General features: G+C 66.8%; 17 protein-coding genes and 2 riboswitches. Of the genes, 13 read left to right on the top strand and 4 right to left on the bottom strand.

The genetic code is table 11. From position 1 onward, the window contains the following. Nucleotides 1-16 precede the first annotated feature (16 nt). Nucleotides 17-754 carry a sulfurtransferase gene (locus tag IB259_RS14585; RefSeq protein WP_054452004.1) on the top strand — a complete coding sequence of 246 codons (738 nt, stop codon included), beginning with the start codon at nucleotides 17-19 and terminating at the stop codon, nucleotides 752-754. A 73-nt stretch (nucleotides 755-827) separates the two neighbouring features. On the opposite strand, the gene metG is transcribed toward IB259_RS14585, so the two are convergent. After that, a complete protein-coding gene (gene metG / locus IB259_RS14580) occupies nucleotides 828-2,894 on the bottom strand; it encodes a methionine--tRNA ligase (RefSeq protein ID WP_054452003.1) in 2,067 nt (688 codons plus the stop codon). Nucleotides 2,895-3,131: 237 nt separating this feature from the next. Continuing rightward, a complete protein-coding gene (locus IB259_RS14575) occupies nucleotides 3,132-3,407 on the bottom strand; it encodes a hypothetical protein (RefSeq protein WP_006226181.1) in 276 nt (91 codons plus the stop codon). Between the two features lie 101 nt (nucleotides 3,408-3,508). Between IB259_RS14575 and apbC the strand changes: the two genes are divergently transcribed. The 4 genes from apbC (at nucleotide 3,509) to dcd (ending at nucleotide 10,847) form a co-directional block, all read left to right on the top strand. After that, the gene (gene apbC, locus IB259_RS14570; RefSeq protein WP_054452002.1) at nucleotides 3,509-4,597 is read left to right on the top strand and encodes an iron-sulfur cluster carrier protein ApbC; all 1,089 of its coding nucleotides are present in this window, start codon (nucleotides 3,509-3,511) and stop codon (nucleotides 4,595-4,597) included. A 3-nt stretch (nucleotides 4,598-4,600) separates the two neighbouring features. Continuing rightward, nucleotides 4,601-6,493: an autotransporter assembly complex family protein gene (locus IB259_RS14565; protein WP_192329372.1), complete on the top strand. Its 1,893-nt coding sequence runs from the start codon at nucleotides 4,601-4,603 to the stop codon at nucleotides 6,491-6,493. Further along, on the top strand, nucleotides 6,490-10,182 hold the full coding sequence (locus tag IB259_RS14560) for a translocation/assembly module TamB domain-containing protein (RefSeq protein WP_370528704.1): 3,693 nt from the start codon (nucleotides 6,490-6,492) through the stop codon (nucleotides 10,180-10,182). Before IB259_RS14565 ends, IB259_RS14560 begins: the two co-directional genes overlap by 4 nt. Nucleotides 10,183-10,283: 101 nt before the next feature. Beyond that, nucleotides 10,284-10,847 (top strand): dCTP deaminase, encoded by a 564-nt coding sequence (gene dcd, locus IB259_RS14555; protein WP_041654363.1) that lies wholly within the window; start codon nucleotides 10,284-10,286, stop codon nucleotides 10,845-10,847. Between the two features lie 4 nt (nucleotides 10,848-10,851). Here dcd and IB259_RS14550 read toward each other — a convergent pair whose 3' ends face one another. Further along, nucleotides 10,852-11,703, bottom strand: coding sequence for a GNAT family N-acetyltransferase (locus IB259_RS14550; protein ID WP_192329370.1), 852 nt, complete (start codon nucleotides 11,701-11,703; stop codon nucleotides 10,852-10,854). A 164-nt stretch (nucleotides 11,704-11,867) separates the two neighbouring features. Between IB259_RS14550 and IB259_RS14545 the strand changes: the two genes are divergently transcribed. After that, nucleotides 11,868-13,109, top strand: a complete 1,242-nt coding sequence (locus IB259_RS14545; RefSeq protein ID WP_175161315.1) for a diguanylate cyclase — start codon at nucleotides 11,868-11,870, stop codon at nucleotides 13,107-13,109. 10 nt (nucleotides 13,110-13,119) lie between these two features. On the opposite strand, the gene IB259_RS14540 is transcribed toward IB259_RS14545, so the two are convergent. Beyond that, a complete protein-coding gene (locus tag IB259_RS14540; protein ID WP_054452319.1) occupies nucleotides 13,120-13,638 on the bottom strand; it encodes a GNAT family N-acetyltransferase in 519 nt (172 codons plus the stop codon). A 113-nt stretch (nucleotides 13,639-13,751) separates the two neighbouring features. Between IB259_RS14540 and IB259_RS14535 the strand changes: the two genes are divergently transcribed. The 7 genes from IB259_RS14535 (at nucleotide 13,752) to gcvH (ending at nucleotide 21,593) form a co-directional block, all read left to right on the top strand. Then, on the top strand, nucleotides 13,752-14,204 hold the full coding sequence (locus IB259_RS14535; RefSeq protein WP_054451998.1) for a hypothetical protein: 453 nt from the start codon (nucleotides 13,752-13,754) through the stop codon (nucleotides 14,202-14,204). A 265-nt stretch (nucleotides 14,205-14,469) separates the two neighbouring features. After that, complete coding sequence (locus IB259_RS14530) at nucleotides 14,470-16,731, top strand: arginine/lysine/ornithine decarboxylase (protein WP_054451997.1); 2,262 nt, start codon at nucleotides 14,470-14,472, stop codon at nucleotides 16,729-16,731. Then, nucleotides 16,731-17,933: an NAD(P)/FAD-dependent oxidoreductase gene (locus IB259_RS14525; protein ID WP_088154258.1), complete on the top strand. Its 1,203-nt coding sequence runs from the start codon at nucleotides 16,731-16,733 to the stop codon at nucleotides 17,931-17,933. Before IB259_RS14530 ends, IB259_RS14525 begins: the two co-directional genes overlap by 1 nt. Nucleotides 17,934-18,083: 150 nt before the next feature. Continuing rightward, nucleotides 18,084-18,698 (top strand): superoxide dismutase, encoded by a 615-nt coding sequence (locus IB259_RS14520; RefSeq protein WP_119450325.1) that lies wholly within the window; start codon nucleotides 18,084-18,086, stop codon nucleotides 18,696-18,698. A gap of 30 nt (nucleotides 18,699-18,728) precedes the next feature. After that, entirely contained in the window at nucleotides 18,729-19,622 is an 894-nt protein-coding gene (locus IB259_RS14515) for a ZIP family metal transporter (protein ID WP_054451994.1), read from the top strand. Between the two features lie 54 nt (nucleotides 19,623-19,676). Then, nucleotides 19,677-19,772, top strand: a riboswitch (glycine riboswitch). 35 nt (nucleotides 19,773-19,807) lie between these two features. Next, a riboswitch (glycine riboswitch) is annotated at nucleotides 19,808-19,930 on the top strand. A gap of 86 nt (nucleotides 19,931-20,016) precedes the next feature. Continuing rightward, nucleotides 20,017-21,117: a glycine cleavage system aminomethyltransferase GcvT gene (gene gcvT / locus IB259_RS14510; RefSeq protein ID WP_119450323.1), complete on the top strand. Its 1,101-nt coding sequence runs from the start codon at nucleotides 20,017-20,019 to the stop codon at nucleotides 21,115-21,117. A gap of 98 nt (nucleotides 21,118-21,215) precedes the next feature. Next, complete coding sequence (gene gcvH, locus IB259_RS14505) at nucleotides 21,216-21,593, top strand: glycine cleavage system protein GcvH (RefSeq protein WP_042795177.1); 378 nt, start codon at nucleotides 21,216-21,218, stop codon at nucleotides 21,591-21,593. Nucleotides 21,594-21,597: the final 4 nt, after the last annotated feature.

Here is a 21,597-nt window from a genome sequence, read left to right as displayed (position 1 = left end):
TTTTTTCCGCTTTTCCATGACTTCCGTCGTCAATATCGCCGCTTACAAATTCGTTTCGCTGGATGCTCTGCCCGAGTTGCGCGCCCGCCTTCTGGACGAGGCAGGCCTGGCCGCGCTCAAGGGCACCATCCTGTTGGCCGAAGAGGGGATCAACCTGTTCCTGGCGGGTTCGGCGGATGGCATCGACGCGTTTCTGCGCACCCTGCGCGCCGATCCGCGCTTCGCCGACCTGGAAGTGAAGTTCAGCCATAGCGCGGCGGTGCCGTTCCGCAAGCTGTTGGTGAAGATCAAGCGCGAGATCATCCGCATGAATCATCCGGCGATCCGCCCGGAAGCGGGACGCGCGCCCGGCGTGGATGCGAAGACGCTGGCGCGCTGGCTCGAGGCCGGCATGGACGACGCCGGACGGCCCGTGGTCATGCTGGACACGCGCAACGCCTTCGAGGTCGACGAAGGCACCTTCAGGAACGCCATCGATTGGCGCATTGAACGCTTCACGCAATTTCCTGCGGCGGTGCAGGCGCACCGGGCCGAACTGGAAGGCAAGACCGTGGTCAGTTTCTGCACCGGCGGGATCCGCTGCGAAAAGGCCGCGATCTACATGAACGAGGCCGGCATCGAGCACGTCTACCAACTCGATGGCGGCATCCTCAAGTACTTCGAGGAAACCGGCGGTCCCGGCTATGACGGCAAATGCTTCGTCTTCGACGAACGCATTTCGCTGGACCCGGCGCTGGCGCCCAGCAAGGCCTGATGTACCGCGCTCAATAACAAAAAGCCCGCCGATTTGAACTGGCGGGCTTTTTGCATTCAGCGGGGGCGCGGGATCAGCGCACGCGCATGCCGGGCTTGGCGCCGGGGAAGGGTTCCAGCACGTAGATGCCGGCGTCCACGGACTCATCCGCATGGCTGGCGGCCAGCACCATTCCTTCGGATACGCCGAACTTCATCTTGCGCGGAGCCAGGTTGGCCACCAGGACGGTCAGCTTGCCGATCAGGTCTTCCGGCTTGTAGGCCGACTTGATGCCCGAGAACACGTTGCGGTGACGGCCTTCGCCCGCGTCCAGCGTCAGGCGCAGCAGCTTGGTCGAGCCTTCCACGTGTTCGCAGTTGACGATCTGCGCAATGCGCAGATCGACGCGCGCGAAGTCGTCGATGGAGATGGTCTCGGCGATGGGCTCGCCGCCAGGCACCACCACGGGGGCGGCCGGCGGCTCGAACAGGTCTTCCAGCATCTGCGGTTCGACGCGCTGCATCAGGTGCTTGAAGGGCGCCACACGCTGCGGCAGCACCGAGGCATCGGCCCAGGTGAAAGGCGCCTGCGCGCCGAACAGTTCCAGCGCCACGCGTTCGGACAGCGCCGGCAGCACCGGCGCCAGCATCACGGACAAGGCCTTGAAGCCGGCCAGCGAGCGCGAGCAGATGTCCTGCAGGGCGGCCTTCTGAGCGTCATCGGCGGTGGCGATGCCCTTGGCCAGCACCCAGGGCTGGGCCGTGTCGAACGCCTGGTTGATGCGATCGGCGTAGGCCATGATTTCGCGGATGGCGCGGTTATATTCGCGCGCCTCGAACGCGGCGCGGATGGACTCCGCCTGTTCGGCGTACTCCGCGGCCAGCGCCGAGGTGTCGCCCGAATAGCCGAGGACGCCATCGAAATGCTTGGTGATGAAGCTGGCGGCGCGGCTGGCGATGTTGACGTACTTGCCGATCAGGTCGCTGTTGACGCGGGCGATGAAGTCCTCGGGGTTGAAGTCCATGTCTTCGACCCGGGCGTTCAGCTTGGCGGCGATGTAGTAGCGCATCCATTCGGCGTTCATGCCGAGTTCCAGGTAACGCAGCGGCGAAATGCCGGTGCCGCGGCTCTTGGACATCTTTTCGCCGCTGACGGTGATGAAGCCGTGCACATTCACGGCGTCAGGCGTCTTGCGGCCGGCGAACTTCAGCATCGCGGGCCAGAACAGCGCGTGGAAATACACGATGTCCTTGCCGATGAAGTGGACCTGTTCGGTGGGGCCGGCAGGATCGAGCAGCGCATCGAAGTCCATGCCCTTGACCGCGCAATACGACTTCAGCGAGGCCAGGTAGCCGACGGGCGCGTCCAGCCAGACGTAGAAATACTTGCCCGGCGCGTCCGGGATCTCGATGCCGAAGTAGGGCGCGTCGCGGGAGATGTCCCAGTCGCCCAGCTTGGCCTCGCCATCGTCCGAACCCAGCCACTCGCGCGTCTTGGCCAGCATTTCAGGCTGCAGATGCTTGCCGCCGGCGGCGTTGGAGCCGGTGGTCCATTGCTGCAGGAATTCCACGCAGCGCGGATCGGACAGCTTGAAGAAGAAGTGGTCCGAGGACTTCAGCACCGGCGTGGCGCCGGTCAGGGCCGAGTACGGGTTGATCAGCTCGGTGGGCGCGTAGACCGCGCCGCAGACTTCGCAGGAATCGCCGTACTGGTCCTTGGCGTGGCACTTGGGGCATTCGCCCTTGATGTAGCGGTCGGCCAGGAACATGCCTTTGACCGGATCGTAGAACTGCTCGATGGAGCGGGTTTCGATCAGGTCCTGTGCCTTGAGCGCGCGGTAGATGTCCTGCGATAGCGCGACGTTCTCGGCTGAATCGGTCGAGTGCCAGTGGTCGAAGCGGATGTGGAAGCCGTTCAGGTACTGCGGGCGCTCGGCGGCGTAGCGCGCCACCAGGGCCTGCGGCGTGATGCCTTCCTTTTCCGCCTTCAGCATGATCGGCGCGCCGTGCGCGTCGTCCGCACCCACGAAGTGCACCGTGTGGCCCGCCATTCGCATCGAACGAACCCAGATATCGGCCTGGATGTACTCCATGATGTGGCCGATGTGGAAAGATCCGTTGGCGTAGGGCAGCGCTGTGGTGACAAAAAGGGTGCGAGACATGGTTGTCTTTGGAGGTTGAGGGAAAAAAGGGGTAGGCCGGCCATTTTAGGGCAAGCGCGCAGACTTGCCGGACAGCGGCCCGTCAATGGCTCAACCCGCCCTTCGCGGCAGGCGAATCAGGCGGGTTGCGAAAGAATGCGGGGATGGGCGCGAATACACGGCAATTCCGCCGCGCGGACGCACAAGCCCACGGTCCGCTTGCGCCGCGGGCGGCGCAAGCATGCTGGAAAGCCGCCGTCAGCGGATTTCGCGGGCTTCGACGTCGATCACGTCGCCGCGCGGCTGCGTGGCGAAGGGGGCGGTGGCGGACTGGAACGGTCCCGGGCGGGCGCCCTGGCGCTGGCTCCAATAGGCGCGTACGCCGAAAGGTTTGCCGCGCACCTTGGCGACCACGTACAGGATCGCCACGGCGATCGCCGTGGAAAGCATGAACACCAGCGCCATCGCCATGCCGATCAAGGCCAGGGCGGCGAATAGGACGGCACGAAAGAAGCGGATAAGTGTGTTGGTCATGAAGATCGGATGCAAAACGCAGGGAAAGGTTCCCGGGTATCCGCTATCCTTTAGGGGATGGCGGGCCGCAGAAGCCGCGCTGCCTACGGAACCATAGTGACATGAGTATAACGATAGAACAAATTCGCGCCGCGCTGCGCGCCGCGCAGGACCCGAATACCGGTATGGATTTGGGCGTTTCTGTAAAAGATCGTGACATCAAGCTGGAAGGCGGACGGGTTTCGCTGGCGCTCGAGCTGGGGTATCCGGCCGATGCCGCGCGCACCCAGGTCCGCGATATCGCCGTGGCGGCGCTGGCCGCGGCCGGCGTGGCCGACGCCCAGGTCGAGGTGAGCTGGAAGGTCGCCGCCCATGCCGTGCAGAAAGGGCTGAAGCCCTTGCCCAATGTGCGCAACATTATTGCGGTAGCGTCCGGCAAGGGCGGCGTGGGCAAGAGCACCACGGCCGTGAACCTGGCCCTGGCCCTGGCGGCGGAAGGCGCCAAGGTGGGCGTGCTGGACGCCGACATCTACGGCCCCAGCGTGCCGACCATGCTGGGCATCTCGGGCCGTCCCGAAAGCCTGGACAACAAGAGCATGGAGCCGCTCACGGGCCACGGCCTGCAGGCCAACTCCATCGGCTTCCTGATCGACGCCGACTCGCCCGCCATCTGGCGCGGCCCAATGGTGACGCAGGCGCTGGAGCAACTGCTGCGCCAGACCAATTGGCGCGATCTTGATTACCTCATCGTCGACATGCCTCCCGGCACGGGCGACGTGGCGCTGACCCTGGCGCAGAAGGTGCCGGTGGTGGGCGCCGTCATCGTCACCACGCCGCAGGACGTGGCGCTGCTGGACGCGCGCAAAGGCTTGCGCATGTTCCAGAAGGTCGATGTGCCGATCCTGGGCGTGGTCGAGAACATGGCCATCCACATCTGCTCGCAATGCGGCCATGCCGAGCATATCTTCGGCGAGGGCGGCGGCCAGCGCATGGCGGAGCAATACCAGACGCCCTGGCTGGGCAGCCTGCCGCTGACGCTGGCGATCCGCGAGCAGACCGATGCCGGTTCGCCGACCGTGGTGTCGGATCCGGGCAGCGAAGCCGCGGCGCTGTATCGCGGCATCGCCCGCAAGCTGGCAGCTGGCGTGGCGGCGCTTCCCCGCGACATGGCCGGGAAGTTCCCGTCCATCGTCGTGCAGCAACCGACCTGACGCATGCGGTGGGCAGCCCGCGCCTTCTTGGCAGGACTTGTTGTGATGACGGGCGAGGCGTTGGCCAAGCGCCCGGAAATCATTGTGGACCCCGGCGGCGTGCCGCCGGCCGCCCTGCAGGCGATTACCGAAGCCGTCGATGCGATCGCGCGGCTGGCGGAAGACCAGGACGGCGGTGAAATCAACCGCCTGCGTCGGCGCGCGCGCGACGCGACGCTGGCGGCCCTGGCCACCCAGGGCTATTTCTCGCCCACGGTGAAGCTCGAAGCCGGCACCGATATCGGCGGAGAAACCTGGGACATCAGTATCGTTTCGGGCGAGCGCACCACCGTTACGTCCGTGGACCTGAGCTTCACCGGCCGCATCACCCGGCCCGAGTTCGAGGCGCGGGTGCAGAAACTGCGCGACGACTGGCAGCTCAAGACGGGCCAGCCCTTCATCAACAGCGACTGGAACAAGGCCAAGTCGAACCTGCTGGACGCGGTGTCCTCGCGTGACTTCATGCTGGCGCGCATGACCGCGTCGCAGGCGGAAATCGAGGCCGATACGGCATCGGCCGCCCTGCGCGTCACAATAGACAGCGGCCCCCAGGTGCGCATGGGCGAGCTCACCACGGAAGGCCTGAAACGGGTGCCCGAGAAGCTGGTGGAGCGCTATGTGCGCTACTCGCCGGGCGCCGCCTATGACCAGAACAAGCTGGACACCTGGCAGCAGGACCTGCAATCCACTGCGTTCTTCCGCGGCGCGTTCGTGTCGCTGGAGCAGCCGGGCCAGGCGCAGCCGACTCCTGCGCCCAATGCCGACCGGGCACGCGCGCCGGGCTCGACCGATCTGGCGGCTGCCACGCCGGCGGGAGATCCTTCCGTGTCCGGCGGCATGCCGCCGCCTGCGCCCGCCTACGACTCGAACGGCGAAGTGACCTTGCCGGTGCAGGTACGGGTGGTGGAAGCGCCGCCCAAGCGGTTCACCGGATCGATAGGCGTGGACGACGAGGCCGGCCTGCGCGTGGAGTCGCTGTACCGGCAGAACGTGGTCTTTGGCCAGCCGGTCACCCTGGAGACGGGCTTCAGCGTGGACCGGCTGCAGCAGCGCGCCTACGCGGACTTCCTGTTGCCGCCGAACCAGCGCGGCTACAAGGATTCCTTCGGAGTCCTGTACGACCACTCCGACATTCAGGGGCTGGACGTGACGCGTTACGCGCTGGGCGCTACGCGCCTGCAGGAGCGCAAGGGCGCGGGCGATAGCCGGGTCGAATACGAGACCCGCTGGGGCCTGCTGCTGGCGGAGGATCACGTGAAGATCGACGGCGGCGACCAGTACAAACTGCCGACCCTGACCGCCACGGCCGAATGGCTGCGCCGCGATGTCGATAACAAGTACGACCCGCGCGAAGGCAACCTGATCGCGGTGGGCGGCGGCGTGGGCGTGACGCTGGACTCCGGCGAACCCTACACCCGCGCCCGGCTGCGGGCCCAGAAATGGTGGCCCATCGGCAAGCTGGACGTGCTGACCGTGCGCGGCGAAGTCGGCCGGGTCTGGTCCAACAGCAAGGTGCGCGTGCCGGACGATTTCGGTTTCCGCACCGGCGGCGCGCGTTCGATCCGCGGCTACAAGTACCAGAGCATAGGCGTGAAGCAAGACGACGCTGTGGTGGGCGCGCCCACGCTGCTGGTCGGCAGCATCGAGTACGACCACTATTTCAATGAGCGCTGGGGCATGGGCGTGTTCGTGGACGCGGGCGACGCCGCGGAATCGTTCGGCGACATGTCGATGGCGGTGGGCTACGGCGTAGGCGCCCGCGTGCGCACGCCGGCCGGACCCTTGTTCCTGGACGTGGCCTATGGCCAGCGCGACCGCGACCTGCGCCTGCACTTTTCCTTGGGGATCGCGTTTTGAAGGCCTTGCGCAAATTCCTGCGCCATGTGCTGGTGTGGTGGTTGCCGGGCCTGGCCATGCTGGCCGTGCTGGCGGGCGGCTTCCTGTTCTGGCTGGTCGGTTCGCAGAACGGCACGCGGCTGCTCCTGACCACCGCCGCCCAGCAATTGAATGGCCAGGCGCTGGACGTGAGCGGCTCGCTGTTGCGCGGCGTCTCCGTGGGCAAGCTGGACCTGGACGTCAGCGGCACCCGCGTCGACATCACGGACCTGCACCTGGACGTGAACTGGCGCGCCCTGGGCGACCGTCTGCTGCACGTGCGCGATGTATCGGCGGGCTCGGTTTACATCGGCCTGACCGCAACGCCCGAGACGGCGCCTGCCGAGGACGACGGCGAGCCTTTCTCCTTGCCCGAACTGCCGGTGGACATCGCTATCGACCGGGTGGCGCTGGGCGACTTCCAGTTGGACCAGGACGGCGAACCCTTGCCCGTGACCCTGGGCAATCTGGACGCCACCTTCGCCGCGGGCAAGCAGGGCGCGCAGTTGCGCATCGCCAGCCTGCGGGTGGGCCACGAGGCTGCGCAGGCGGACATCTCCGGGCAGGCCGAACTGCAAGGCATGGCCGATCCCTGGCCGTTCGCCGCTCGCCTGGACGTGACCGCGCGCGGGACCGGCTCCGATTCCCCGCTGTGCGAAGCCGACAAGCTGAGTGGCGTGTATGAGCGTCAGGCGGGCGCTGCCAAGAAGCCCGAGCCCAAGCCTGGCGCCAAGGCCGACCCCAAGGATGAATCCAAAGCCGGGGCCAGGACAGATCCCAAGGCGACGCCTTCCGAGCCGCCCCGGCCCGCCTGCCAGGTGGTGCTGCGCGCCGATGTCGCCGGTTCCCTGGATGGTATCCAGGCCAAGCTGGAGGGCGAGGGCTCCGGCCTGCTGCTGGACCTGACCGCCGACCTTGCGCCGCGCACGGCGCTGGTGCTGCGCAGCGCCCGGGCGCAGGCGCAACTGCCTGACAAATCGACCCTGGCCGCGCAGCTAGACCTGCAATCCGATAGTACGCAAGGGACGGGCCGCGACCGCATCGCGGGCACGATAAGCGCCCAGCGCCTGGATTTGTCGCCCTGGCTGGGCAAGGATGTTCCGCCTGCGGTCCTGACCGTGCGCGGCGACGTGCAAGCCGACATCGAGAACCTGAGCCAGCTACGCCACGCCGCGGTCGATCTGCGCTTCGAAGAGGGCACGCGCTGGAACAAGCAGCCCCTGACTGGCGCGCTCAAGGCCCAGGTGGATATCGCCGCAGCGACCAATAGCGCGGAATCCGCCGCCGTGCCGAACGGTGCCGCCTCGCCCGAGGCCGATCCTCTGGCCGGGCTGCGCATCCACGGCCTGGACGTGGACCTGAAGCTGGGCCGCAACCGGGTCCAGGCCAGGGGCGAGCTGGACGCCAAGGACGGCGCGCTGTCGCTGGACGCCCAAGCGCCCCAGCTCGACGCGTTCTGGCCGGGCATCCCCGGCGGCGCGGAGTTGAAAGGCAAGCTGGCGGGCACGCTGGCTGCGCACCGCGGCGAGCTTGCTGCCGGCTACACGCCGCCCAAGCCGCGCGCGGGCGTGCTGGGCGAGGCGCCCGCCAAGGCCAACATCGTCTTTGCCGGTTCCTGGGGCAAGGGGCCAGCCGGCACGCCCGACGCAGCCCTGCCGGGATGGCGCGGCACGTTCTCGAGGCTGACGGCAGAGACCGCCGGCTTCACCGTGGCCGTGGACCGTCCGGTCACGCTGGCTTTCGTGCCTTCCGCCGTGGAACCGCAATGGCAGTGGCAGGTGGGGCAGACGGCGCTGAGCCTGACCCTGCCTGGCAAGGAGCGCGTGGTCCTGGCGCACCAGGGTTCGCGGGGGGGCGGCAAGCGTTGGGAAACGGCGGGCAAGGCCGACAACCTGGTGATCACGGCCGCCATGGCGCGCCAGGTGATAGGCGCCTTCGATCCCGAGGCCGCGGCCAAGCTGGGCAAGCGGCCCGGCCGCGTGAACGCGATGGTGCCCGAGGGCCAGCGCCGCATCGCGCTGGACGTCTTGTGGGACCTGAAGTTCGACGGCCGGCTGGGCGGCCGCGCGCGCATCGCGCGCCGCGAGGGCGACCTGCTGATACCGGGCGATCCTCCCATCCCGCTGGGACTGAAGGCGCTGGTGCTGGACCTGACCGCCACGCCGACCTCCGCCAACGCCAGCCGCCTGGACGCCAAGGTCAATCTGGCCACCGACAAGATGGGCCTCATCAACGGCACCGGCACCGCCGTGTTGGTGGTGGACGCCAAGGGCGGCATGGCGCTGGACCCGCGCCAGCCGCTGCGCGCCAAGCTGGACGCGGATATCGCCGACCTGGCCTGGGTTGGCCTGTTCGTGGGCGACTCGATGGAAGTCGGCGGCACGGTCAAGGCCAATCTGGAAGCCCAGGGCACCCTGGCGGGCAAATGGTCGGCCAGCGGCAGCATCCGCGGCGACAAGCTGCGCGTGGTGCGCATCGACGACGGCGTGCGGCTGATCGACGGCACCTTGTCCGCGCGCCTGGACGGCGACCGGGTGGTGCTGGAAAGCCTGCGCTTCCCGGCCTCGTTGCGGGTGATGCCGGCCGAATGGCGCACCAAGGAATGGATCACCACCAATCCCGAGGCAAAGGGCGGCTACGCCGAAGCCAAGGGGCAGTGGAATTTCATCGATGGCGGCGGCGATATCCGGCTGACCCTGTACCGCTTCCCGGCGCTGCAGCGTTCGGACCGCTACGCCATGGTGTCCGGGGTCATCGACGTGAAGGCGGCCATGCCGCGCATCGACATCGTGGGCGACCTGAAGGCGGACGCCGGCTGGTTCAGCCTGGAAATTCTGCAGGGCGTGCCGTCGCTGGACGATGACGTCAAGGTGCGCCGGCCCGGCGATGACCCTGGCACCGTCTCCACGCCGCTGCAGACCAGCATGAACCTGAAGTTCGACATGGGGCCGCGCTTCTACATCACCGGCATGGGACTGGACGCCGGCCTGCTGGGCTCCATTCAGATCATGCTGAACGATGGACGCCTGACCGGCGTGGGCGCGCTGCGCACCCGTGGCGGCGGCATCGAAGCCTACGGCCAGAAGCTGCGCCTGAGCCGCGGCACGCTGACCTTCCAGGGCCGTCTGGACAACCCCTTGCTGGATATCGAGGCGCTGCGCACGGGCGAACAGGTCGAGGCGGGCGTCAAGGTGGTCGGCACGGCGCAGCGGCCGCGCATCGACCTGGTGTCGTACCCGGACGTCAGCGACGTGGAAAAGCTGTCCTGGCTGCTGCTCGGCCGCGGCCCCGACGAAAGCGGCGGCGACGCGGCGCTGCTGATGTCGGTGGGTACCGCGCTGCTGGGCGGCGGGCAGCCGTTCTACAAGCAGTTCGGCCTGGACGACGTCAGCATCAAGACGGGCAACATCGGCAGCTCCGGCAGCATCCTGCCGGACCGCACGGTGGCTGGCGACGTCAACCGGGACAGCGACAGCCAGCTGGCGACGCAATTCCTGGTGGCCAGCAAGACCTTCGCCAACGGCATCACCCTGAGCGTGGAACAGGCGCTGGCGGGAAGCGATACCGTCGGCCGCGCCAGCTACAGGCTGGCGCGCGGCTTGTCGGTGGACCTGAAGGGCGGGGCGGTCAATGGCATCGCGCTGGTCTACCGGACCTTCTGGGGGAACTGAGGCGGAACCGGGCGGCACGGTCCCGCCCGGCCCCTCGCCGGTGGCGCATCCGCACTCGGGATAAAATGGCGTCCATTCCATTCCCTAGCACCATTCCCACCATGAGCATCAAAAGCGACCGCTGGATCCGCCGCCAGGCCGAAGCCGGCATGATCGAACCCTTCGAAGCAGGGCAGGTCCGCACGGCCAATGGCGGGCGTATCGTCAGCTACGGCACCAGCAGCTACGGCTACGACGTGCGCTGCGCGGACGAGTTCAAGATCTTCACCAACATCAATTCCACCATCGTCGATCCGAAGAACTTCGACGAAGGCTCGTTCGTGGATTTCAAGGGCGACGTCTGCATCATCCCGCCCAATTCCTTCGCGCTGGCCCGCACGGTCGAGTACTTCCGCATCCCGCGCAGCGTCCTGACGGTTTGCCTGGGCAAGAGCACCTATGCGCGCTGCGGCATCATCGTCAACGTCACGCCGCTGGAACCCGAATGGGAAGGCCACGTGACGCTGGAGTTCTCGAACACCACGCCGCTGCCGGCCAAGATCTACGCGGGCGAAGGCTGCGCGCAGATGCTGTTCCTGGAAAGCGACGAAGTCTGCGAGACCTCTTACCGCGATCGCGGCGGCAAGTACCAGGGCCAGCGCGGCGTGACCCTGCCGCGCACCTGAAGTCTCAGTCCGCGCGCCGCGGCGCCGGACGCAGGTAGTCGATATCCCACTCGCTTTCGCCCGTCTGCACGAACCCGTGCCGGCGGTAGAAGCGGTTGGAATCGCTGTCGCGCAGCGCGCCCAGGCTTACCGCCAGCCCCAGGCGGTCGGCCTCCTGCAGGATCTTGCGCATGACCTGTCCGCCCAGCCCCGAACCCTGCGCGGCGGGGCGGATGTACAGATGATCCAGGCGCAAGCCGTCACCCTCCGGGCGCAGCGCGTAAAACCCGATCCGCTGGCCATCTTGCTCGATGGACCAGGTGTGTTCCGGCCGGAATGTGCTGCGCAGCCGCGAGCGCGCGCGTTCAGGATCGAAGCGCCCCAGGCGCTCCAGGCTTTCGCGCATGGCTTCGATGCGCAGCGCCAGCAGGTCTTCGAAATCCGCTTCCGAGATCGGGGCGTATTGCAGCTGCGCCGTGGACAGCTCATCGTAGCCCCGGCCCAGGAACTGCAGGATGCAGATACCGTGACCGTAGGGATCGCTCAGGTGGGCGATGCGGCCCCAGGTGTGCGAGACGGCCGGGTCTTCCAGGCGCGCGCCAGCGGCCACCGCCTGTGCGACCGCGCGGTCCGCGTCCTCCACCACCACGTCCAGATGCACCGGCGTCCAGTGCCGCGCATAGTCGCGCGGCTGGCGCGTGGCGCCGGCGGCGGGCGTACCCGCCGCCTTTTCCAGCAGATAGATGGGCGCCTCGGCCCCTGCCATCTCGGCCACCGTCGGTCCTATCCGGCGTCGCAGTGTCAGGCCGAACGCGCGTTGATAGAAGTCGATGGCGTGTTCGAGATCGGGCACGTCGATGTTGACCAGGATGCGCATTGGGGGGCCGTCTGCTGAGTGAAGAAAAAAACATATCATGGCCGCGGCGCGCGGTGTTACTTGCAAATCCGCTAAAGAACATCGCCGCCGCGTCCGTAAATGACAGTACATGTGTTTGCCGATTTGGCGACGTCATCTCCGCAAGCGTAAAAAAGCCCCGACCCGTGCGTTACCCCCATATCCCCTGGCTGCCTTTGTTGTTCTATCCTGCGCTGCCGGTGGCCGCTGCGGTGGGGCTGCTGCTGTGGCGCGAATGGCCGCCGGCCTTGACGCAGATCGTGCCGTTCGTGCCTTGGGTGATGGCGCTGATCGGCGTTGCCGTGTGCCTGATGTACCAGCGCGCACAGACCATGGTGCTGATGCTCAGCGTGCTGGCCGCCACGGCGGCCTGGCCGGCGCTGGCCACGGAAGCGCCCTGGGCCGTCGGACCGGCGCTGGCGTGGTGGTCCCTGGCCTACACCATCAACGCCCTGTGGTCCGAGCGCTCCAGCATGTTGCTGGACCTGGCCGCGCGCATCGGCATGATCGCCGCCGGCGCGGCGGCGATTGCGCTGGCCGGCAAGGACGGCGTGAACGATCTGCTTGGCATGCTCTCCGTGCAGGGCAGGTTGGCCCACCTGAGCGTGCCGATCGAAGGATTGATCGCCTTGCTGGCCACGGGCCTGACGCTGACCCTGCTGTTGCTGCGCTATGGGCGTCCGCAGCAGGCGGGGCAGTGGCTAGGATTCGTGTGCATGGCGTGGGCCTTGCCGCGCGGGGCGGAGCATCCCGTCGAACTGGCGCTGATGTCTACCGCCGCGCTGACGGCCCTGTGCATCTCGCTGGCCCACGAAGGTTTCCACATGGCGTTTCGCGACGAGCTGACCGGCCTGCCGGGCCGGCGCGCGCTGAACGAGCGTCTGCAGCGCATGGGGCGCGTCTATACGCTGGCGATGGCCGACGTCGACAACTTCAAGGCTTTCAACGACACCCACGGGCATGACGTAGGCGACCAGGTCCTGCGCATGGTGGCGGCGCAGTTGCGGCGCGTGCCGGGCGGCGGCCGGGCCTACCGCTACGGCGGCGAGGAATTCACGCTGGTGTTCCCGGGCAAGACCGCGGCGGAAAGCATGCCGCACCTGGAAAGCGTCAGGCGCTCCATCGAGGCCTACCAGATGCGCCTGCGCGACAAGCCGGTGCGCCCCAAGGCCGACCAGATCGGCCTGCGCCGCCGCGGCGGGCGCGACGCGCGCAATGCGCGGCCGCTGCGGGTGACGGTCAGCATAGGCGTAGCCGAACGCAGCGACTCCCTGCGCGCGCCCGACGCGGTGATCAAGGCGGCGGATCAGGCGCTCTACAAAGCCAAGGACGAAGGCCGCAATCTGGTGCGGGCGTTCAGCACGCGGCGCCGGACTGGCGCGGCCTGATGCCGCGCCGCTACTTGCCGGCCAGCGGCAGCGCCATCAGCGCTTCGTCGTAGAGTTCGCCGTTCACGCATAGCGCTTCGCGCTCGCGCCCGTATTCGGCAAAGCCCAGGCTTAGATACAGCGCGGTGGCCGCCTGATTGTTGGCGGTCACGCTCAGCTGCACCTGGCGGATGCCGCGCATGCCCGAGGCATGGGCGATCGCCGCCTGCATCAGTTGCCGGGCCAGGCCCTGACCGCGCTGCGCCGGCGCCACGTACATGCTCCAGATGTGCGCTTTGTGGCGCATCTTCAGTTTGCGCTGTCGGCCCACGCCGACCATGCCGGCCAGGACCCCGCCGCAGAACGCGCCAAACATTGCGCTGTCGTCCGAAGGCTGGATCCAGCCGCGGATATCCTCCAATGTCAGCGTGTGTTCCTCTTCGTAACTCGATCCGAACGATTCAGGGGTTTCCACCAGGGCGTCCAGGCGCAATTGGCGCAGCGGCGCCGCGTCGGCGGGAACAAGGCGTCGGACGGTGATCGGGGACATGGTCGGCAAGTGTTGGGAATAGGGAACGTTCGGCGGTGGATTCGCCAGTATAGGGGGACGCGCTGCCTATAATGGTCCTAACGCCGCTTGCGGTTTTCACAAAGGAGCCAATGATGTTCGGTTTCCTCAAGACAAACCAGGACGCCAAGCGCGACGAAGTCCAGGAAGAGTTCGTGGCGCGCGTGGCGGGTGCTGCGCAGGACTTCGTCCAGGCAGCCGGCTCGGCTGGCGCCGTGCTGGATTACACGCCATCCAGCGTCCATGCGCTGGACGAAGCGCTGGAGGCCGCCCATCTCGGGACCTTGCCTCTCACTCCCATGCAGACCGTCGGCGCCGCCGCCTACCTCTACGAGGTGGGACGCCGCGCGTATGGCGGCCTCTACGAAGTGTGCGATGACGAGGACCCAGTGGTGCTGGTCTGCGGCGAGCCCGATTCCGAGGTCTGCTTCGGCGCCATCGCCAAGGTCGAAAGGCGCATCCGTTACGGCTCCGCCGAGGCCATCCCACCTTATTTCGAACAGTTCCTGATGGCCTTGCAGGCGGGCGAGGCCCGCACCATCCGCTAGCGTCCCGGCGCTTCGGGCGCCCGGTTTGCTTCCCCGTGCGGCCCGGCTCTCTGTGCTGAAAACGTCCGCTTTTGGCGCGATGACAACGGCCGTCCGGGCCATTCCGGGATTTCCCTTAGGGCTGTAAGAAAAACAGCCCTACAATTCGGCCATTCCCGCCGCCCTGGCGGGTGCTCGCGCCGTCTGTCATCAGGCGGATTTTTACTAGAAGTACACTCGCGCCGCGTTACGCGTCCGAACCCGCCTTGCCCCCAGGAGCGCCTGCATGAAATTCCGCTTCCCCATTTTCATCATCGACGAAGACTACCGTTCCGAGAACGCGTCCGGTCTGGGTATCCGCGCCTTGTCCGCGGCGATCGAGGCCGAGGGCGTCGAGGTGATCGGGGTGACCAGTTACGGCGACCTGAGCTCGTTCGCCCAGCAGCAGAGCCGGGCCAGCGCCTTCATCCTGTCGATCGACGACGAAGAATTCGACGTGGATTCGCCCGAGGACGTGGCCAGCGCCATCAAGAACCTGCGCGCCTTCATCGGCGAGCTGCGTTTCCGCAATGCCGACATCCCCATCTACCTGTACGGCGAGACGCGCACGTCCGAGCACATCCCCAACGACATCCTGCGCGAGCTGCACGGCTTCATCCACATGTTCGAGGACACCCCCGAATTCGTGGCGCGCCACATCATCCGCGAAGCCCGCAGCTACGTCGACAGCCTGCCGCCGCCGTTCTTTCGTGAACTGGTCAAGTACGCGCAGGACGGCTCGTACTCCTGGCACTGCCCCGGCCACTCCGGCGGCGTGGCGTTCCTGAAGAGCCCGGTGGGCCAGATGTTCCACCAGTTCTTCGGCGAGAACATGCTGCGCGCAGACGTCTGCAACGCCGTGGACGAACTGGGCCAGCTGCTGGACCACACCGGTCCCGTGGCCGAATCCGAACTGAACGCCGCGCGCATCTTCCACGCCGACCACTGTTTCTTCGTGACCAACGGCACCTCCACCTCCAACAAGGTGGTGTGGCATGCCAACGTGGCCGCGGGCGACGTGGTGGTGGTGGACCGCAACTGCCACAAGTCGATCCTGCACGCCATCACGATGACGGGCGCGATTCCGGTGTTCCTGCGCCCCACGCGCAACCACCTGGGCATCATCGGTCCGATTCCGCTGGAAGAATTCCACCCGGACAACATCCGCAAGAAGATCGAGGCCAATCCCTTCGCGCGCGAAGCGGTGAACAAGAACCCGCGCATCCTGACGCTGACGCAGAGCACCTACGACGGCGTCATCTACAACGTCGAAATGATCAAGAAGCAGCTGGGGAGCTACGTCGACACGCTGCACTTCGACGAAGCCTGGCTGCCGCACGCGTCGTTCCACGAGTACTACCAGGACATGCACGCCATCGGCCAGGACCGTCCGCGCAGCCAGGACGCGATGGTGTTCGCCACCCACTCCACGCACAAGCTGCTGGCCGGCATTTCGCAGGCCTCGCAGATCATCGTGCAGGAGTCCGAGACCCGCAAGCTGGACCGCAACGTCTTCAACGAAGCCTACCTGATGCACACGTCCACCTCGCCCCAGTACGCGATCATCGCGTCCTGCGACGTGGCCGCCGCCATGATGGAGCCGCCGGGAGGCACCGCGCTGGTCGAGGAAAGCATCCGCGAAGCCCTGGACTTCCGTCGCGCCATGCGCAAGGTGGAATCCGAATTCGGCAAGAACGACTGGTGGTTCAAGGTTTGGGGGCCGAACCGCCTGGTTTCGGAAGGCATCGGCAACCGCGACGAATGGATCCTGGAGTCCAACGACCACTGGCATGGCTTCGGCGAAATGGCCGAAGGCTTCAACATGCTGGACCCGATCAAGGCCACCATCATCACCCCGGGCCTGGACATGTCGGGCAGCTTCGGCGAAACCGGCATTCCCGCCGCGCTGGTCTCCAAGTACCTGACCGAGCACGGCGTGGTGGTCGAGAAGACCGGCCTGTATTCGTTCTTCATCCTGTTCACCATCGGCATCACCAAGGGCCGCTGGAACACGCTGCTGACCGCCTTGCAGCAATTCAAGGACGACTACGACCGCAACCAGCCGCTTTGGCGCATCCTGCCGGAATTCTGCCGCGACCATCGCCGCTACGAGCGCATGGGCCTGCGCGACCTGTGCCAGGAGATCCACGAAGCCTATCGCGCGCGTGACGTGGCCCGCCTGACTACCGAGATGTACCTGAGCGACATGGTGCCGGCCCTCAAGCCGTCGGATGCCTTCGCCCGCATGGCGCACCGCGAGGTCGAGCGCGTCGACATCGACAAGCTCGAAGGCCGCGTCACTGGCGTGCTGCTGACCCCGTATCCTCCGGGCATCCCGCTCTTGATCCCGGGCGAACGCTTCAACCGCACCATCGTCCAGTACCTGCAGTTCGCGCGCGAGTTCAACCAGCGCTTCCCGGGCTTCGAAACCTACATCCACGGCCTGGCCGACGAAGTGGGTCCGGATGGCGAAAAGCGCTACTACGTCGACTGCCTGATCGAAGACTGATGTTCGATGTAGCAGTACTCGGCGCCGGCGCCGCGGGCATGATGTGTGCCGCGGTCGCCGGCCAGCGCGGCTTGCGCGTGGTGCTGGTCGACCACGCCGAGCGCCTGGCGGAGAAGATCCGCATTTCCGGCGGCGGCCGCTGCAACTTCACCAATATCGGCGCCGGCCCCGCCAACTTCCTCTCCGACAATCCGCATTTCTGCCGTTCGGCCTTGGCCGGTTACACGCCGCAGGATTTCCTGGCGCTGATGAAACGCCACCACATCGCCTGGCATGAGAAGCATCGCGGCCAGCTGTTCTGCGACGATTCCAGCGAATCCATCATCGAAATGCTGCGCGCGGAGTGCGACGCGGGCAGGGTGCAGTGGCGCATGGGATGCTCGGTGGCCGAGATCGGCCATGGCGAGCAGGGTTACGAGCTGCACACCAGCCAGGGCACGATCCGCGCCGCGAAACTGGTGATCGCGACCGGCGGCATGGCCATTCCCCAACTGGGCGCCACCGATTTTGGCCTGAAGATCGCGCGGCAGTTCGGCCTGAAGGTCGTGGAACCGCGTCCCGCCCTGGTGCCGCTGACCTTCGATGCCGAGCAGTGGCGGTCCCTTTCCGAATTGTCCGGCGTGGCGCTGGAGGTCAATCTGCACACGGGGCAGGGCAAGGCGCGCGGCGAGTTCCTCGAGGACCTGCTCTTTACCCATCGCGGCCTGTCCGGACCTGCCATTCTGCAGATCTCCAGCTACTGGAAACCTGGCGAGCCCATCGTGATCGATCTGGCGCCTGGCCGCGATCTGGCGGAAGAACTGCTGGCGTCGAAGTCGGGCAACCGGCAGCAGCTGCATACCGTCCTGGCGGGCCTCTGGCCCAAGCGCCTGGCCGACCGCTGGCTGCACCTGGCGGAGCAGGGCGGCAAGCCGGGCCTGGCGGCGCTGCGCCTGGCCGACGCGCCGGACAAGACCCTGCGCACACTGGCCCAGGACATCCATCAATGGAGCCTGGTGCCCAGCGGCACGGCTGGCTACAAGAAGGCCGAAGTCATGCGCGGCGGCGTGGACACGCGCGGGCTGGACCAGAAGTCCATGCAGGCCAAGACCGTCGCCGGCCTCTATTTCATCGGCGAAGCCGTGGACGTCACGGGTTGGCTGGGCGGCTACAACTTCCAGTGGGCCTGGGCTTCGGGCGTGGCCTGCGGCAAGGCGCTGTAGCGTCCTCTGGCGGGACAGGGCGCCGATAGGCCGGCGCTATGGCAGGTATTGGAAGCCTGCCATTGTTATATCAAATAAAAATACTTATCATTTATGTTTTCGATATTGATCCAAACCCTGAATCGGGGGGCGGATCCAACGGAGACATGCATGGCCTACACCCTTCCGCCCCTACCGTATGCCTACGACGCCCTGGAACCTCACATCGACGCGATGACGATGGAGATCCACTACAGCAAGCACCATCAGACCTACGTCAACAGCCTGAACGCCGCGCTGGAAGGCGCGGGCATCGTCACCAACGAGCCGGTCGAGTCCCTGGTGGCGCGGCTGGAGCAGTTGCCCGAAGCCATCCGCGGCGCCGTGCGCAACCATGGCGGCGGCCACGCCAACCACAGCCTGTTCTGGTCGGTCATGTCGCCCGAGGGCGGGGGTGAGCCGGACGGCGTATTGGCAGCGGCCATCGAGTCCGAACTGGGCGGGCAGGCCGCCTTCCGCGACGCGTTCACCAAGGCTGCGCTGACCCGCTTCGGCAGCGGTTGGGCCTGGCTCTCGGTCACGCCGGCCGGCAAGCTTGCGGTGGAAAGCAGCGCCAACCAGGACAGCCCCCTGATGCACGGCAACACGCCCATCCTGGGACTGGACGTGTGGGAGCACGCCTATTACCTGAAGTACCAGAACCGCAGGCCCGAGTACATCGGCGCCTTTTACAATGTCGTGAATTGGCCTGAAGTGGCGCGCCGCTACGCGGCAGCCCAGCGCTGAGCGCATCTCTCGCAAGGAGGGCAGCGGCACATGAATACCTTCAGCCGTCATCGCGTGCGGCCGGCGGCCACCAGCATCAGCGTGTGGACCCTGGCCGTATTGGTGGCATGCCTGGGCCTGCACCAGTTGTGGGCCTATCTGGACGTGCGCGCGCCGCACGTGGCCGATGCCCTCCTGGGCGGGCTGGTGGCCGCGGGCGCTACTGCCCTGGGTACTTTGCCCATCCTGTTTGCTCGGACGATCCCCCAGAAAATGCAGGACAGCATGTTCGGCTTCGGCGCCGGCGTGATGCTGGCCGCCAGCGCCTTCTCGCTGGTGGCGCCGGGCATCGCCGCGGGCCGCGACCTGGGCTATGGCCCCTGGGGCGCCGGCTTGACGGTGGGCGCGGCCGTACTGCTGGGGGCGGCGGTGCTGCTGCTCATGGACCGTACCCTGCCGCACGAACATTTCATCAAGGGCCGGGAAGGCATCGAGGCGCACCGCCTGCGCCGCACTTGGCTGTTCGTCTTCGCCATCACCCTGCATAACCTGCCGGAAGGCCTGGCCATCGGCGTGGGCTACGCGGGCAACGACGCCATGCGCGGCACCGCGCTGGCCACGGGCATTGCGATCCAGGACATTCCCGAAGGGCTGGTGGTGGCGGTGGCGCTGCTGGCGGCGGGCTATCAGCGCGCCTTCGCGGTGGCGCTGGGCATGCTGTCCGGCCTGGTCGAGCCGCTGGGCGCGGTGCTCGGAGCCGCAGTGGTCGGCTGGTCCGAGCCGCTTCTGCCCTGGGGCCTGGGTTTTGCCGCAGGCGCCATGCTGTTCGTGATCAGCCACGAGATCATCCCCGAATCGCACCGCAAGGGGCATGAGGTCTACGCGACCTGCGGCCTGATGCTGGGTTTCGTGCTGATGATGCTGCTGGACACGGCGCTGGGCTGAGCCGCCGCGGGCATTCCCTGGCCGCGGCTTTCGTTGTATGCTTGCGCCGCTGTCACGCATGTTGCGGGAGAGAGCGGCCTGTACGTCCGGCCGCCGCCGAAGGCGCAATTCGCCCGGAATCGCTCAGGTAACCCATACCGCCCATGCTTGCCCTGTCCCGGTTTTCTCACCGTGCGGACGCGGCAAAACAGTACTCTGGAGAGACCTGGCGCCGGCCCTGAACTAGGGACATAGCGAGCAGCCCAGGCGCCGAAGGTGCAAACCCGCCATGCGGGGCAACTCTCAGGCAAAAGGACAGAGGGGCGGAAGATTCAGCCGTTGTACAAGCGCACCCCGCTTGGCACCACTGGCATTCCGTAACCCTGGCAACACTGCCGCCCCGGAGTTTCCGCGCATGTCCGCAACCCTCAAACGCACCCCGCTGGCCGAAGAACACATCGCCTCTGGCGCCCGCATGGTCGACTTCGGCGGCTGGGACATGCCGCTGGCCTACGGTTCGCAGCTGGAAGAGCACCACGCCGTGCGCCAGGACGCCGGCATGTTCGACGTGTCGCACATGCTGAACGTCGACGTGGCCGGTCCCGACGCGTTCGCCTTCCTGCAGCGCCTGGTCGCCAACGACGTGTCCAAGCTGACCGTGCCCGGCAAGGCGTTGTACAGCTGCATGCTGAACCCGCAAGGCGGCGTGATCGACGACCTGATCATCTATTTCTTCGCCGCCGACGAATGGCGCGTCGTGGTCAACGCAGGCACGGCCGACAAGGACGTCGCCTGGATGCAGCGCGTCAAGCAGGCTGGCCAGTTCGACGTTGCCATCACGCCGCGCCGCGATCTGGCCATGGTGGCCGTGCAAGGCCCCAACGCCCGCGCCAAGGTCTGGGCCGCGCGCCCGGCCTGGCAGGCCGCCAGCGAGCCGCTGACCCCCTTCGTGGCCGCCCGCGTGGGCGACGACACCCTGGTGGCCCGTACCGGCTACACCGGCGAGGACGGCTTTGAAATCGTGCTGCCGGCCGCCGAAGTCGTGCAGCTGTGGCGCGACCTGGTTGCCCAGGGCGTGCGGCCCTGCGGCCTGGGCGCGCGCGACACGCTGCGCCTGGAAGCCGGCATGAATCTGTACGGCCAGGACATGGACGAGCTGACCCAGCCCGACCAGGCCGGCCTGACCTGGACCGTGTCCCTGAAGAACGCCGAGCGCCGCTTCATCGGCCGCGACGCGCTGGAACAATTCGCTACCCCCGCCACCTTCATCGGCCTGAAGCTGCAAGAACGCGGCGTGATGCGCGCGCACATGGCCGTGCGCACCAAGGAAGGCACGGGCGAGCTCACCAGCGGCACCATGTCGCCCACGCTGGGCGTATCGATCGGCTTTGCCCGTCTGCCTCAAGGCGTCAAGCCCGGCGACACGGTCGAGGTCGACATCCGCGGTAAGTGGGTGCCCGCCCTGGCCTGCAAATTGCCGTTCGTGCGTAACGGCAAAGCGGTCGAACACTCGTAAACTCGAAGCTTCGCGCGAGCCGCCGGCCCCTGGGGTGACGGCCGCCCGCGCGAGGCGCGCAACACCATTCATCTACCCGCATTCCCTCAGGAGTTCCCATGAGTCTGCCCACCGATCGCAAGTACACCGAGTCCCATGAATGGGTCAAAGCCGAAGGCGATGTGTTCGTCGTCGGCATCACCGATACCGCCCAGGATCAATTGGGCGACCTGGTCTTCGTTGGCGACGTGAAGGTCGGCGCCAAGCTGAACGCCGGTGAAACCGCTGGCGTGGTCGAATCGGTCAAGGCCGCTTCGGACATCTACGCTCCCGTGGCCGGCGAGATCGTCGCGTTCAACGAAGAGCTGGAAAACAATCCCAACCTGATCAACGAATCGGCCTTCACCGCCTGGATCTTCAAGATCAAGCCGGTCAACGCCGCCGACGCCGACAAGCTGCTCGACGCCGCCGGCTACGAAGCCGTCGCCAACGGCTAAGCCA

The organism is Achromobacter sp. ACM04, assembly GCF_014851465.1.
Lineage (GTDB): Bacteria > Pseudomonadota > Gammaproteobacteria > Burkholderiales > Burkholderiaceae_B > Achromobacter > Achromobacter aegrifaciens.
This window is presented reverse-complemented; position numbering and strand designations above follow the sequence as displayed.